The sequence below is a fragment of the Alphaproteobacteria bacterium genome, from assembly GCA_024244705.1.
GTDB lineage: Bacteria > Pseudomonadota > Alphaproteobacteria > JAAEOK01 > JAAEOK01 > JAAEOK01.
This window is the reverse complement of sequence record JAAEOK010000088.1, coordinates 32673-47642: the sequence shown is the minus strand read 5'-3', so window position 1 is coordinate 47642 and position 14970 is coordinate 32673. Positions and strand designations below refer to the sequence as shown.

Genomic DNA, 14970 nt, shown 5'->3' with positions numbered 1-14970 from the left:
GCAACCCGGATCAATCGCCGCCGCCGGTCGACTCGACCGGCGATGCATCGGTTGGGCCCAGCACGGCGGCGCTCGCCGGCTCGACGAAGGTAATGCCGGCTTTCTTCAAGGCGCTGTGGATTTTCCGATTGGCCAGGTAGCGGATCTGGAAATAGCGCAGGCTCGGAACCCAGAAGCGGGCGCCGAGGACGACCCCGCCATAGGTAAAATCGTGGACCCCGACCTGGGCCGGCGGCGCCTCCTCGGATTCGGCGAACTCGGCGATACTGTCGCGGATCACGTCGGTGGCAAGGTCGATATCCTGGTCGTTGCGGACGATGATCTTGGATTCGATGACGCGATAGTGGTGGGAATCGACCAGCACCCGGCCGACGATTTCCTTGTTCGGGATGGTGATCGTTTCGCCGTCTTCACCGCGCAGCACCGTCGCCGCGAGGTTGATTTCCTCGACCACGCCGTAGACGCCTTGGACCTGAATCGTGCTGCCGACCTTGAACGGCCGGGTCAGGATCAAGACCAGTCCGGCCCCGTAATTCGACAGCGGGCCTTGGATGGCCAACGTGCCGCCGAAGGCGACCGCGCCGGCCAGTGCGATGAAGGGCGCGATGGTGATGCCGAAATTGCCCAACGTGATGATGACGACGATGGCGATAAGAATGACCCGCACGACATTGCCGGCGAACTTGGTCAGGGTTGGATCGAAATCGCGCCGGGTCCCGTAATCGACCGTGCGGCGCGCCAGCCAGGATGAAATCTTGAGGCCGATGACGAGGACGACCAACGCGCCCAGAATCTGGAAACCGTAGGCGACGGCGAACTCGACGATCGTATCGATCATGACCTCGAGCGAATCCATGCTCAGATCCACGTTATCCATCCTATCGCCCTTCCGCTTTCGCCTCGGTCCACAATATCCAAACGTAATTCCGCGCGACGGCTGAAATCCGGCATTCGGGCGCACCGCCCCTTCGCCTGGCCGACGGCATGCGTCCGATCAATTCTCGAACTCCGCGGTTACCCGGACACTCGCCTCCATGGCCTGGAAATCTTCGGCCGCGCCGATAAAGGTGCCCTGAAGCGGTACTGCCTGCGACGGGTCCCGGGCGACGGCGACGCGGATGAGATTGAGGCCGCCGACTTTGCCGTTGGTCGGATCGTACTCGACCCATCCGGCGCCGGGCAGGTAGACCTGGACCCAGGCATGGGTGGCGCCGGCGCCGGTCACCGTTGTCGCACCGCCGTCGATCGCCGGGTCGTAGAGATAGCCGCTGACGAACCGGGCGGCGAGGCCGAGGCTGCGGACCGCTTCCATCATGAACAAGGCGTAGTCGCGGCAGGTGCCGCGGCCGGCATCGAGCAGCTCGGTCGGGCTCCGGGTTCCCGGCGCGGTGCGGTCCTCATAGGTGAACCGATAGGGGATCGCACTGTTGAGTTGTTCCAGGACAGACCGGGTCTCGACCGAACCGCCACCGCCGAGGAACTGCCGCGCCCAGTCGGCGAGCTGGTCGTCGGGATCGGGATAGTGCCGTTCGTTGGTGCGGGCGAGATCCGGGATCATGTCGGCCGGATAGCTGAACGGGAGCGTTTGCGCATAGTGCAGAATGGGAAAGGCGGGCGCATCCAAGCCATAGTGCTCGATCGTGAAGCGGCTGTCGAAGGACAGCGTGTCGGCCGCGGCCTCGAAGTGTGCGATCGCGATCGAGTTGGAGAACACGTCGTGCATCCAGCGAATTTCCGTCGGCGGCGAGATCCGCAGCGACGTTTCACGAAGCCGCAGATCGTGACTGTCGCGGGGGCGAAACATCAGCCGGTGCTCGCCAAAGCGCACCGGTCGATGATAGCGGTAGACCGTCTCGTGCTCGACGGTCAGGACCTTCATCGGTCCGCGCCCTCAGCCAATCTCATGCTCCGCCAGTCCCTCGAGGGCCCGGATCAGGGCGGAATGGTCCCAGCCGCCACCCCCCTTGGCCGCGCAATTGTTGAACAGTTCCTGGCAGGTTGCCGTATTGGGCAGGCTGACGCCCAAGGCGCGTGCGGATTGAAGCGCCACGTTCAAATCCTTTTGATGGAGCTCGACCCGAAACCCGGGCTCGAAGGTTCGCTTGATCATGCGTTCGGCATGGACCTCGAGGATGCGCGAGGCCGCGAAGCCGCCGAGCAGGGCTTCGCGGACCTTGGCCGGGTCGGCACCGGCCTTGGATGCGAAGACCAGTGCCTCGGCGACGGCTTCGAGGTTGAGGGCGACAATGATCTGGTTGGCGACCTTGCAGGTTTGGCCGTCGCCGTTGTTGGTGCCGACCAGGGTGATATTCTTGCCCATCAATTCGAACAGCGGTTTGATCTTGTAGAAGGTCGCCTGCGGACCGCCGACCATGATCGTCAATGTCCCTTGTTGCGCGCCGACCTGGCCGCCGGAGACGGGTGCATCGAGGTACTCGCCGCCGGCGGCGTTGATGCGGGCGGCGAAATCTTTGGTCGCCGTCGGAGAGATCGAACTCATGTCGACCACGGTCTTGCCCGCGGAAATTCCTTTCTCGACCCCGTCGGCGCCGAACAGGACCTGCTCGACGTCCGGCGTATCGGGCACCATAAGCACGGTGACCTCGGCGTTTTCGGCGACTTCGCGGTGGCTCGCACACTCGGTGGCGCCACCGTCCGCGATCTCCGCCGGCACCGGCGCGCTATGCCGGATCACGAACAGCTCGTGTCCCGCCGCCTGAAGATGTCCCGCCATGGGTGCGCCCATGATGCCGAGACCGACAAAACCGATCTTCATACCGTCTCCCCTTGTCTTTCGAGGCCAATCCGGACCGCCATCATATCGGTTCGCCGATTGGGCCGGAATCGAAATTCAAGCGAGTCGTTTATGGCAATTCAAGTGACCGCGGCGCCTGTGCTAGAAAGCGTAACAATTTTCCGAGACCGTTTCGACTGGCGTCGCTGCATGAACGATCGCACACCCATCGTCTTGGTTACCCGCAAGATGCCGCCGGCCGTCGAGGCCCGGCTGCAGCGCGACTATGACGTCCGGTTCAATCCGGACGATCGGCTTCTCTCCGCCGACGAGCTGGTCGCGCGTTCAGAGGGCGTCGATGCGATCCTGCCCTGCTACACGGAGGGATTTTCGGCCGATGTGATAGCGCGGCTGCCCGATTCGGTTCGTATCATCGCGACCTACTCGGTCGGTCATAATCATATCGACGTCGCGGCGGCGCGGGACCGCGGAATCGTCGTCACCAACACGCCCGACGTGCTGAGCGACGCCACCGCGGAGGTCGCCATATTGTTGATGCTCGGCGCGGCGCGGCGCGCGGCGGAAGGGGAGCGGCTGATGCGCGACGGAGCATGGCAAAGCTGGAGTCCCAATTTCATGACCGGCACCCAGGTCACCGGGAAACGATTCGGCGTCGTCGGGATGGGCCGCATCGGCCGGATCGCCGCCCGCCGCGCCCGCGGCTTCGACATGGAGATTCACTACTACAATCGCAGTCGTCTACCCGCCGCGCACGAGGAAGACGCCATCTATCACCCCACGGTTGAAGACCTGCTGCCCCATTGCGACGTGCTCTCGCTCCATTGCCCGGTCACGCCCGAAACCTACCACCTGCTGAACAAGGCCCGGATCGACCTGCTGCCGCCCCATGCCATTGTCGTCAACACGGCGCGCGGCGAGATCGTCGACGACGACGCCCTGATCTCGGCCCTGACCGAAGGGCGCATCGCCGCGGCCGGCCTCGATGTCTTCGAGAATGAACCCGACATCGATTCGCGCTATGCGTCTTTATGGAACACCTTCCTGCTGCCCCATCTCGGCAGCGCGACGGTCGAAACCCGAAACCAGATGGGATTTCGCGCGCTCGACAACGTCGATGCGTATTTCCGCGGCGTCGAACCGCGTGATCGTGTGGTCTAGCAATGGAGGGACCACGATGACCGAAACGAGCGACCTCACCGACCTCACCGCAATCGAGGGCGCGCAGGCGATTGGTGCCGGCGGCCTGACATCGGAGCAGTGGGTCGCCGCGTGTCTTTCGCGAATCGCCGAGACCGAAGACAGCATCCAAGCTTGGGCCTTCCTCGATCTGGACCTTGCCCTGGCACAGGCGCGGGACGCCGATCGCCGCCAAGCTGAAGGAGCGGTACTCGGGCCGCTGCACGGCGTTCCTGTCGCCGTCAAAGATATCTTTGATACCGCCGATATGCCGACCGAGAACGGCAGCCCCATCCATGCCGGCCGGCGACCGGTCGAGGATGCGGCGGCGGTGGCGCGCCTGCGGGACGCCGGGGCGGTGATTGTCGGCAAGACGGTCACGACGGAATTCGCCCTCTTCACGCCCGGCAAGACGCGGAATCCGCATGACCCGTCGCGAACCCCAGGAGGCTCGTCGAGCGGCTCCGCGGCGGCGGTCGCGTCACACATGGTACCGCTCGCGATTGGCAGCCAAACCGCGGGCTCGGTCATCCGACCGGCCTCGTTTTGCGGGGTGTTCGGTTTCAAACCTTCGCATGGATCGATTTCGCGTCACGGCGTGCTGGTCCTGTCGGCAACGCTGGACCACGTCGGCACGTTTGCCCGCGATCTTGATGACCTGGCGCTCATCACCCGGATCCTAGGTGGTGCGGATCCGCGCGACCCCGACACGGCCAATGCGATCGTTCCCGACTTCGACAGCCAAAATTCCGGCCGGGCGCGCCGCCTCGCGTTTCTCCGCGCCCCAGTATGGGATCGGCTCGAATCCGGCGCCGCTGCCCAATTCGAAAGCTTGGTCGGGGAAATGGGCGCGAGCGTGGTGGCGGTCGAACCGCCAGCCGGGTTTGCCGACATACTCGACCTTCAAAGTATCGTCATGGAATCGGATGTGGCGCGACACAGGGCCGAGGACTTCGCCACCGCTGCCGAATTGATCAGTCCCAGGTTGACAGAAATCATCGAACGCGGTGCACGTACCGACCAAGCGGTATTCGAAGATGCCCTCGTCCGCCGCTCGCGCCTTCGCGACGATGTCGATCGATTGCTGGGCGATTTCGATGCGATCGTGACCGCGTCTTCGTCCGGCGAAGCGCCGGTCGGCTTGGACTCGACCGGTGACCCGTCCTTCGCGGTGCCGTGGACGTTTCTTGGGCTGCCGGCGATATCGCTGCCCATGCTCCGCGGTCCGAACGGCCTTCCGGTCGGGGTCCAGTTGGTCGGCCCGTCCGGCGGCGACGGCGAACTGCTCGCAACTGCGCGCTGGCTGGTCGCGCATGGGGCGGGCTCAGTCACACTTCGGTGAGCGACAATCTGGCCGCCGATTCGGTTTTCGTCTCCGCTGCCGATTTCCTGCCGCAATTCGTCTCTAAAAGGCACTAGCACCCGGAAGCGACGTCGTAATTGGCGGTTCCAATCGAGGTCTGAAGTAGTTAATCGGCAATTCCGTATGGTGGAATAGTAATCCCACAGCTTATTGCGGAACGTCGCCGCGCCATGCGATAAAGACGCGTCATTACTTAAGAAGCCATTAGAATCACAGGGAGGATACGAAATGGCGAAGCGTAAACAAGTGCGTGAGGCCGTTGAGGGCGTCGTCGATAGCCGGCGGCGATTCCTCAAGACGACGCTCGCGGCGGGCGGAACGGCGGCGGCCTTTACCGCCGCCAGCCAGGTTGGCGCGCCCTTCATCGGTACTGCCTTGGGGCAGACCAAGACGTGGAAAATCCAGACCTCATGGCCGGGCGGCATCGGCCTTGAAATCTTCAAGAATTGGTCGGCCGGCATCGTTGAAAAGACCGGCGGCGAGCTTGCGTTCCAGCCTTTCGGCGCGAAGGACGTGGTTGGCGATTTCCAGCTCTTCGACGCGGTGAAGAACGGCGTTCTCGATGCCATGAACCCGTTCACGCTCTATTGGGCCGGACGGATGCCGGCCGCGGTGTTCCTCAGCTCCTATCCGCTGGGCCTCCGCAACCCGCATGAATGGGACGTATTCTATTACGCGCTCGGCGGGTTGGAGCTGGCGCGCGATCTGTTCCGCGATTTCAACATGTACTATGTCGGCCCCATCCATCACGGTCCGAACATCATCCATTCGAAGGTGCCGATCCGATCGATCGAGGACTTTCGCGGCCGTAAAATGCGCCTGCCGGGGGGTATGGTGGCCGAGGTGTTCCAGGATGCCGGTGCCAAGACCACGCTGCTTCCGGGGTCGGAAATTTTCCCCGCGCTCGAAAAGGGCACGATCGACGTCGCCGACTATGTCGGTCCGGCCATCAACCATGCGCTCGGCTTCCACCAGGTCACCGACTTCATCTCGATGGGCCCTCCGGGCTTCATGTCGCTCTATCAGCCGGTCGACTTGATGGACCTCACCGTTGGCCTGGACCAGTGGGAGGCCTTGTCGCCGCAGATGAAGCAATTCGTCGAGATGGAGGTGCACGTCTATTCCGACCTCCATCATGCGGCGATCCAGAAAGCCGACCAGGAAGCGTGGAAGAAGTTCGAGGACGCCGGCACGATCGTGACGCGGCTCGGCCAGGACGACGTCGAGAAGTTCACCGACCTCGCGGTTCCGCGGTGGTTCTCGTGGGCGAACAAGGACAAGAACGCCGCGCGCGCGTTCAAGATCCAGCTCGACTACATGATGTCCGGCAGCCTTGGCTACGTGACCCCGGAAATGATCGCGGGTCAAAATCTGGATCTGTAGGAGTACGCTCTTACGGACCTGCGATAGGGGCGATGTGACAGGTGGGAGGATGCCGCTTAGGCGGCATCCTCTGCTTGTCGTTGAGGGGAGGCTAGAAGGCAGCCGATGCCCGAGCTGAATTTCGTCCTGCCCCATTGGCTTTATTGGGCCGGCTTGGTGCTGTTCCCGCTGATCGCGATGATCTTGGTGCGGCGTGCGCGGGATCTGAACAAGCGCGGGCGCAGCAGCGTGACGGTTGCCTACTTCGTTTGGCTGACCGCTGGGTTTCTCGGCCTCCACCGCCACTACCTGAGGCGTCACCTGACCGGCTTGATCTATATTCTGCCGTTCGTCGGCGTCATATGGTCGAACATCGAGGCGCGCACCTCCCGGGTCGACCTTTCCGGAGCGACGAGTGAAAAACTGACCGCCGAGTTCTTGATCGAGCGGGCCGAAAAAATGCTTGCCGACGGCAAGGAGGGGGCCGCGGCGAAGCTCGAGGAAGCGCGCGCCAAACTCGAAGCGGTCGAAGCGCAAATCATAGATTTCGCTGGTGACATGGTGTTCTGGACCGACGCCGCGTTCTATTGCGCGGCGGCCATACTCGTATTCCTCATCGTCGATGCGATCCTGCTTCCGCGCTTGATCGCGCCGATCCTCGAAGCGGAGGAAAACGAGCCGCAAGCCTCTTATGTCGAGGACGCCTTGCCGGAGGAGGCGCGGCAAGGGACCGGCGAGGCGCCGGACGTGTACATACATACGCCGATCACCAACGCGATCGACCGGCTCAGCACCTTCACCGGCGCCTTCGTCGCCTATTGGTCGGTGATCGCGGTGTTCGTCTATTACTACGAGGTGTTGGCCCGCTATATTTTCAATTCGCCGACCAATTGGGCGCATGAGGGCATGTTCCTGATGTTCGGCATGCAGTACCTGATCTCGGGCGCCTATGCCTATCTCACCGACGCCCATGTCCGCGTCGACGTGTTCTATGCGCGGCTTTCGGTGCGCGGCAAGGCGATCAGCGACCTTCTGACCTCGGTCTTCTTTTTCATTTTTGCCGGAACCCTGTTGTGGACCGGATGGACGTTTTTCATCGATGGGGTCAGCGTGTTCGAGGTTTCGTTCACCGAATGGGCGATCCAATACTACCCGGTGAAGTTCGCCATATTTCTTGGCGCGGTCCTGATCATCCTTCAGGGCGTGTCGAAGCTGCTGAAGGACATAGTTCTTCTGCGCGGCGCGGGAGCCTAGGGCGTGGGCCTCGAAATCCCCATCGGGTGGTTGACGCTGCTGATGTTTGGCAGCCTCCTGGTGCTGCTGATGGCCGGTCTGCCGTTGGCTTTCGTTACCGGCGGCTTGGCCTGCGTATTCCTGTTCCTGCTCGGCGACGAACGGATGCTCAACATGGTCCCGTCGCGCATCTTCCCGTTGATGACCGATTATCAGCTATCGGCCATTCCGCTGTTCATATTCATGGCGACCATGCTCGAACGGGCGGGGATCATCAGTGAGATGTTCGATGTCATCTACAAGCTCCTCGGCGGCCTGCGCGGCGGTCTTGCGGCGGCGACGATCATCGCGTCGACGATTCTGGCGGCCATGGTCGGGGTTATCGGTGCCGCCGTGGTGACGATGGGAATCATCGCCCTGCCGGCGATGTTGGCGCGCAAATACGACACCACCATCGCCATGGGCTCGATCATGGCCGGCGGAACTTTGGGGATCCTTATTCCACCGAGCATCCTGGCGATCATCTATGCCGTTGTCGCTGAGCAATCGGTCGGCGAGCTATTTGTCGGCTCGGTGTTTCCGGGCCTGCTGCTGTCCGGCATGTATATCGCCTACGTGACCGCGCAGTGCTGGGTCTACCCGGAGAAGGGGCCGGCGATTCCGGTCGAAGAGCGCATCAGCACGCGGGAGAAAATTCGTGTGTTGAGCCAAATGACCGCGCCGATTTTCCTGATCGTCCTTGTTCTGGGCGTCATTTTCACCGGGGTCGCGACGCCTGTCGAGGCGGCGGGGATCGGTACCTTCGGGTCATTCATCGTCGCCGCGCTGCATCGCAGGCTCGATTGGATCACCATTCAGGAGGCCTGCATATCGACCCTCAAGGCCTCGGCGATGGTGCTGTGGATCATCTTCGGCGCCACCGTGTTCGTCGGTCTCTATGTCGTCGAGGGCGGCCAGGCCTTCGTCCAGGAGGCATTGGTCGGAACCGGCCTCGGGCCGTGGGGCATCCTGATCGTGATGCAGATCATTCTCATAATCCTCGGCATGTTCCTCGACTGGGTGGGTATCCTGCTGCTGTGCGTGCCGATCTTCGTCCCGATCATCAAACAGCTCGGTTTCGACCCGTTGTGGTTCGGCGTGCTCTATCTCGTCAACATGCAGATGTCGTTCCTGTCGCCGCCGTTCGGCTACGCGCTCTTCTACCTGCGCGGGGTCGCGCCGCCGGAGATCCCAATGACGGCGATCTTCCGGGCGGCGATCCCGTTCCTGATCATTCAGGTCATCGGCCTGACGCTGTGCATGGTCTTTCCGGAAATCATCACCTGGTTGCCGAGCCTGGTTTACGGCTAGCGCCGCCCCCGGACGCGCAAGTAGGCGGTGACAATGGCCAACACGCGAAACCCGCAAATGATGTCTCGAATCGAGTGATCAGGTCGTGAGGATCGATTGGCAGGTCGGGCGCGATGGTGCGCCGGTATTCGACGGCGAACATCTGGAGCGAATCACAGAATCGAATGCCGCGGCCGGCATCGACCATGCGGCGGTGCGCGCCTATCGGTTGGCCCGTGTGCGCTCGGAAATGGCGAGGCGCGTTATCGCGGCATGCATTCTGTTCGATCCGGTCAACGTTCGCTATGCGACGGGCGCCCGAAACATGCAGGTATTTCATCAGCGCAACCCGGCGCGATATCTCTTCCTGCCCGTCGAGGGCAGAGTCGTTCTGTTCGAGTTTACGGGCTGCATGCACCTAGCCGACGGCCTCGAAACGATCGACGAGGTGCGTCCGGCGACGACCGCTTCTCATGTTGCGGCCGCTGACGCCATCGTCGAGCGCGAACGCAGTTGGGCGCGTGAAATGGCGAGCCTCATGAATGAAGAGGTTGGGCGACAGCGACGTATCGGACTCGAGCGGGTCAACGCGGGCGCGGCGATGGCACTCAGCGCCGAGGGCTTGACGATCGTCGACGCACAAATGGTCGTGGAGCGCGCGCGGTCGATCAAGTCACCGGAAGAGGTCAAGTGCGTGCAGGCATCGTTGCGCGCGACCGAAAATGCCGTCGCCGCCTTGCGAGCCGCAATTCGGCCGGGAATGAGTGAAAACGAGCTATGGTCGGTGTTCCATCAGGCTGTAATCGCTCAGGACGGCGACTACGTCGAAACGCGTCTGCTGTCTTCGGGGCCGCGCACCTGTCCGTGGTTTCAGGAATGCGGTCCGCGCATCGTGCGAGCAAATGAACTGGTTGCGCTCGATACCGATGTCGTCGGCAGGTTCGGCTACTACGCTGACTTTTCGCGGACGTTTCATGTCGGTCCCGATGCTCCGACCGAAAGCCAACGCCATTTGTACCGCACCGCCCACGAGCAAGTTCAGCACAATGTAAACATTCTGCGGCCGGGCCTGACATTTCGGGAGTATTCGGAATCGGCATGGCCGCTGCCGGAGCCGTATGTCGCGAACCGGTATTACCTTTCCGCGCATGGCGTGGGTATGACCGGCGAATACCCGTACCTCTATCATCGCATGGATTTCGCCGGCGCCGGCTACGATGGTGTCATCGAACCGGGAATGACGCTGTGCGTCGAATCCTATATCGGCGAGTCCGGTGGCCGGGAGGGCGTCAAGTTGGAGGAACAGGTACTGCTCACCGATACCGGGACCGAGCAGTTGTCGAGATTTCCCTTCGAACCTGACCTATTGGGCTCCCAATAGGTCAGGTTCGAAGCGGCACTAATTTCATCGGCGAATAGCAACACATCACCGACTACCGATCCCCGGAGGGACGGTCTTGAAACGAGGTCTTGGCGACGACGGCCGGCGGCGGCGCTACTCGGCCGCTTCCTTGACTTTGTCGGCGGCCTCGTCCGTGGCCTCCTTGACCTTGTCGGCCGCCTCGGTAGCGGTTTCCTGCATTTGTTCGGTTGCCTTGTCGATCTCGGCCCCCGCCTTCTCCGCCGGGCCTTCCTCTTCGCATCCGGCCACCGCGGCGCCGACCACGAACATCAACACAATCAACGGCACGCGAAACCATAGGCGTAGTTGATCCATGATTACCTCCAGATTCCCACGGACCGCACGAAATTGGTCCAGCCAACATAATAATACCTCAATTCAAGGCGGTATGGGTCAACGATGTGACAAGCTTGATCTAGGTCAATGCGATGAGCGACCCATGCGCTACGGTATCGGGGTCGTTGGTGCACGATAGCCCGTCAGCTGTGCACCGCAGGTCATCTCAGTCCACTCGGCGGGCCCTCTGGGTCCGCCATTTTCTTATTCAGCGGCGGCGCTCCCCCCGGCGCGACGGATTGCCGTCGCCGGCGCGTCGACCGCCAGTGTGGCGGGATCGAGGGCGACGCCGAATAGCTCCGCCGCATCCTCAATCGTGTAGTACCCGCGACGAACGTCGAGGGCGACCATTTCCGGATCGCGCCGGATAGGGTCACCGTAACCGCCGCCGCCGGGCGTGCTGACGATGACCCGGTCGCCGGCGGCGATTTGGATATCCTGATCCTTCGACAGGTGCGGCGGATGGTAGACCTCGCCGGCGCGCTCCACGACGACCTTGTTGACCCCGCCGTCGCGTCCGCCGAGGACTCCCTGCGGGCCGGTGCGGCCGTGATCCATGACGAACGAGGCCCGCGCGGTGCCGCGACGGAGCGTGACACCGTAGCTGACACCGAAACCGCCGCGCGCCTGTCCCGGCCCGCCCGATCGCTCGTGCAGACTGTAACAGTCGATCAGCACCGGGTAGCGCTGTTCGATGACCTCGATCGGGGTGGTCTTGGAGATCCCGATCGTCGAACAGCCGTTCGAAATACCGTCGCCGAGCGCCGAGCCGCCGTAGCCGCCGCCCGATATCAGGTACATGACGTAGGAACGCCCGGTTTCCGGATCGTGCCCGCCGAGGGCGAAATTGCCCGACGTCCCAGCCGGCGCGCCAAACAACTGCTCCGGAATCGCTTTGGTCAGGGCGGAAAACACCGCCTCGGCGATGCGCTGGCTGACCTCTGCCGCGCACCCGGACACGGGGCGCGGGTATCTGGCATAGAGGAAGGTGCCTTCGGGCTCGATGATATCGAGCGGCTCGAATGTTCCGGCATTGATCGGCACATCGGGAAAGACGTGCTTGATAGCCAGGTAAATCGACGACTTGGTGGTCGCGATGACGCTGTTCATCGGGCCCAGGCAGGGCGGGCTAGACCCACTCATGTCGAAAGTCATCTCGCTGCCGGCGACGGTGATTTTCATCGCGATCTTCAACGGCTGGTCGACGACTCCGTCGGAATCGACGAATGCCTGCCCCTCGTAGACGCCGTCGGGAATACCTTCGATCTTGGCGCCCATCTGCTGCGCCGCGCGCGCGCGCAGCTCGCGGATCGCGGTCTCGACGACATCCTTGCCGTAGCGATCGATCAACACCGTGAGCCGGCGCTCGCCGACGGTAAGCGCCGCCGCCTGCGCCTTGATGTCGCCGATTCGCTGATCGGCGATGCGGATGTTGGAAAGGATGATGGCGAGAATCTCCTCGTCCATCACGCCGGCCTTGAACAGCTTTACCGGCGGCAGCCTCAGCCCTTCCTGTTCAACCTCGGTCGCGGTGGCGGAGAATCCGCCGGGGACCATGCCTCCGGTGTCCGGCCAATGGCCGGTATTGGCCAGCCAGCAGAACAATTCTCCCTTATAGAAGAAGGGCTTGACGAAGCGGACATCCATGAGGTGGGTGCCGCCGAGATAGGGGTCGTTGACGATGAACAGATCGCCGGGCTGCAGATCGCGGGCGCGGGCGATGACCTCGGCGGTGCCGAATTGCATGGTCCCGACAAAGACCGGCAACCCGAGGTCGCCCTGGGCGATCAATGCCCCATCGTCACGGTGGTAGATGCCGTCCGAGCGATCAAGCGCCTCCGAGATGACCGGGCTGAACGCGGCCCGCACGAAGGCGAGATCCATCTCGTTGCAGACTTGAATCAATCCGTTCTGAATGACCGTCAGGGTTACCGGGTCGAGTGCGCTCATGACCCCGCACCTTCAACGGTGATGACGAGATTGCCCTGATCGTCGGCGACGAAAGCATTGCCCGGCTCGATGACGACCGTGGTGTCCAATTGCTCGATAATGGCGGGACCGGAGAATGCGATACCGGGGCCGATCTGTCGGCGGCGATAGATCGACGTCTCTCGGGTACCGGTTTCGAACCAGACCCGGCGCGTCGCCATCGGTTGGGGATCGGCTTCGCCCGATTCGGCCAACGCCGCGAGCGAGACCGGCTGGCGGCGGCCGATCACCGCGGTGTGGAGGTTGACGAGCACCGCATGAATTTCCGGCAGCGTAACCTCGAAGCGGTCCCAGTAGGCGGTTTCGAATCCCGATTGCAAAGCCTCGCGTTCGACCGATGGACGATCGACCGGCACGGTCAGGATATGGCTCTGCCCCTGGAACTGGATATCGGCGGAATGGAGGACGACGAGATCCTCGATTTCGACGCCCTCGCGCGCGATGGTTTTCCGGCCCTCGGCGATCTGCTCCTCGAGGATTCGGCGCACCGCCGCCATATCGAGATCCTTGACCGGTGTGTTCACGGTGTTGACGTAGTCATGGCGGACATCGGCGACGACACAGCCGAGGGCATTGGTTATGCCCGGCCGCGCCGGCACCAGCACGCGCGGCAACGCGAGTTCGCGAGCCAGGGCCACCGCGTGGAGCGGGCCTGCGCCGCCGAAGGCGAACAGCGTGAAATCCCGCGGGTCGTGCCCCCGCGCCAACGAAACCATGCGCAGCGCGCCCGCCATGCGGTCGTTGGCCACCCGCAGCACGGCAGCGGCGGCGGCGAACCCGTCGAGGTTCAGCGCGGCCCCGATATCGCGGGCGAAAATATCCTCGACGTCCTGGAGCGAGACCGGATTGTCGACCGACAGCAACGCCGAGGGGTTGAGACGGCCGAGAACGAGGTTGGCATCGGTGATGGTCGGCCTGGTGCCGCCGCGGCCATAGCAGATCGGCCCCGGATCGGCGCCGGCGCTCTCCGGTCCGACCTGCAGCATTCCGGCTTCGTTGATGAACGCGATCGATCCGCCGCCGGCGCCGATGGTGTGGATATCGACCATGGGGACATGGATCGGCATCGCATATTCGAGCTCGAGTTCCGAACTGACTTGGGGGATGCCGCCCTCGATCAAGCCGACATCGCAGCTGGTGCCGCCCATGTCGCAAGTGATGACATCGGGACAGCCCGCCGCCGCCGCCGTATAGGCCGCGGCCATGACGCCGGAGGCGGGTCCGGACATGACCGTGTTGACGGCTGCCTCCGACACGATGCGCGACGAAACGGTGCCGCCGTTACCCTGCATCACCAGTAGATCGCTTTGGTAGCCGCGGGTGTGCAACTCTTCCTCGAGCCGGGTGATATAGCGGTGCAGCACGGGCTGGATCGCCGCGTTCACCGATGCCGTCACGCCGCGCTCGTATTCGCGGTACTCGCTCAGCACCGCGTGGCCCATCGTGACATGATCGTTGGGCCAGATCTCCGCGGCGATTTCGGCCGCGCGCCGTTCGTGCTGCGGATTGATGTAGGCGTGGAGAAAATGAATCACCAGCGATTCGCAATCCATTTCAAGCAGCTTGCGCGCCGCCGCGCGCACCGCGTCCTCGTCCAGCGGGGTCACGATCCGACCGCCGGCGTCCATGCGTTCGGGCACCTCCAATCGGCGCTCGCGGGCGATCATCGGTTCGAAGTGTCCGGTCAGCCCGTAGGGCCGCGGACGCGTCCGCCGGCCGAGCTCGAGTACGTCACGAAAGCCGGCGGTGGTGATCAAGCCGCACGTGCTGATCTTGCGTTCGAGGAGCGCGTTGGTTGTGGTCGTCGTGCCGTGGACCAGCGTTCGAACGCGGTCGAGGCCAATCTCCGCGTCGGCCAGCGCGGCGAGAACACCGAAGGCCTGGTTGGCCGGTGTCGTCGGCACCTTGGCGACTTTGACGCTTCCGGCGCCCTCGTCGACCATCAGCAGGTCGGTGAAAGTGCCACCCACATCGACGCCGACAATCACGCTTTGCGGTTCGCTCATGATCTTCTCGGAACGCCGC

Annotated in this window: 12 protein-coding genes; 6 read left to right on the top strand and 6 right to left on the bottom strand. The window is 63.1% G+C overall.

All coding sequences use genetic code 11. From position 1 onward, the window contains the following. Positions 1 to 10: 10 nt before the first annotated feature. From GY791_17295 to GY791_17285, 3 genes are all read right to left on the bottom strand, one after another. Positions 11 to 877: a mechanosensitive ion channel family protein gene (locus GY791_17295; protein ID MCP4330182.1), complete on the bottom strand. Its 867-nt coding sequence runs from the start codon at positions 875 to 877 to the stop codon at positions 11 to 13. A gap of 117 nt (positions 878 to 994) precedes the next feature. Further along, positions 995 to 1879 carry a transglutaminase family protein gene (locus GY791_17290; protein MCP4330181.1) on the bottom strand — a complete coding sequence of 295 codons (885 nt, stop codon included), beginning with the start codon at positions 1877 to 1879 and terminating at the stop codon, positions 995 to 997. Between the two features lie 12 nt (positions 1880 to 1891). Next, on the bottom strand, positions 1892 to 2776 hold the full coding sequence (locus GY791_17285; protein MCP4330180.1) for a 2-hydroxy-3-oxopropionate reductase: 885 nt from the start codon (positions 2774 to 2776) through the stop codon (positions 1892 to 1894). 168 nt (positions 2777 to 2944) lie between these two features. Here GY791_17285 and GY791_17280 point away from each other — a divergent pair, with 168 nt between their 5' ends. From GY791_17280 to GY791_17255, 6 genes are all read left to right on the top strand, one after another. Then, on the top strand, positions 2945 to 3913 hold the full coding sequence (locus tag GY791_17280; protein MCP4330179.1) for a D-glycerate dehydrogenase: 969 nt from the start codon (positions 2945 to 2947) through the stop codon (positions 3911 to 3913). A gap of 16 nt (positions 3914 to 3929) precedes the next feature. After that, positions 3930 to 5273 (top strand): amidase, encoded by a 1344-nt coding sequence (locus GY791_17275; protein ID MCP4330178.1) that lies wholly within the window; start codon positions 3930 to 3932, stop codon positions 5271 to 5273. A gap of 249 nt (positions 5274 to 5522) precedes the next feature. Beyond that, entirely contained in the window at positions 5523 to 6677 is a 1155-nt protein-coding gene (locus tag GY791_17270) for a twin-arginine translocation signal domain-containing protein (protein ID MCP4330177.1), read from the top strand. Between the two features lie 105 nt (positions 6678 to 6782). Beyond that, positions 6783 to 7910, top strand: coding sequence for a TRAP transporter small permease subunit (locus GY791_17265; GenBank protein ID MCP4330176.1), 1128 nt, complete (start codon positions 6783 to 6785; stop codon positions 7908 to 7910). A gap of 3 nt (positions 7911 to 7913) precedes the next feature. Beyond that, a complete protein-coding gene (locus tag GY791_17260) occupies positions 7914 to 9239 on the top strand; it encodes a TRAP transporter large permease subunit (GenBank protein MCP4330175.1) in 1326 nt (441 codons plus the stop codon). Between the two features lie 229 nt (positions 9240 to 9468). Continuing rightward, the gene (locus GY791_17255) at positions 9469 to 10599 is read left to right on the top strand and encodes an aminopeptidase P family protein (GenBank protein MCP4330174.1); all 1131 of its coding nucleotides are present in this window, start codon (positions 9469 to 9471) and stop codon (positions 10597 to 10599) included. A 114-nt stretch (positions 10600 to 10713) separates the two neighbouring features. Here the strand turns inward: GY791_17255 and GY791_17250 are convergent, their stop codons facing one another. From GY791_17250 to GY791_17240, 3 genes are all read right to left on the bottom strand, one after another. Continuing rightward, positions 10714 to 10935: a transport-associated protein gene (locus GY791_17250; GenBank protein ID MCP4330173.1), complete on the bottom strand. Its 222-nt coding sequence runs from the start codon at positions 10933 to 10935 to the stop codon at positions 10714 to 10716. Between the two features lie 225 nt (positions 10936 to 11160). Beyond that, the gene (locus GY791_17245; GenBank protein ID MCP4330172.1) at positions 11161 to 12906 is read right to left on the bottom strand and encodes a methylhydantoinase; all 1746 of its coding nucleotides are present in this window, start codon (positions 12904 to 12906) and stop codon (positions 11161 to 11163) included. Further along, entirely contained in the window at positions 12903 to 14951 is a 2049-nt protein-coding gene (locus GY791_17240; GenBank protein ID MCP4330171.1) for a hydantoinase/oxoprolinase family protein, read from the bottom strand. Before GY791_17240 ends, GY791_17245 begins: the two co-directional genes overlap by 4 nt. Between the last annotated feature and the right edge of the window lie 19 nt (positions 14952 to 14970).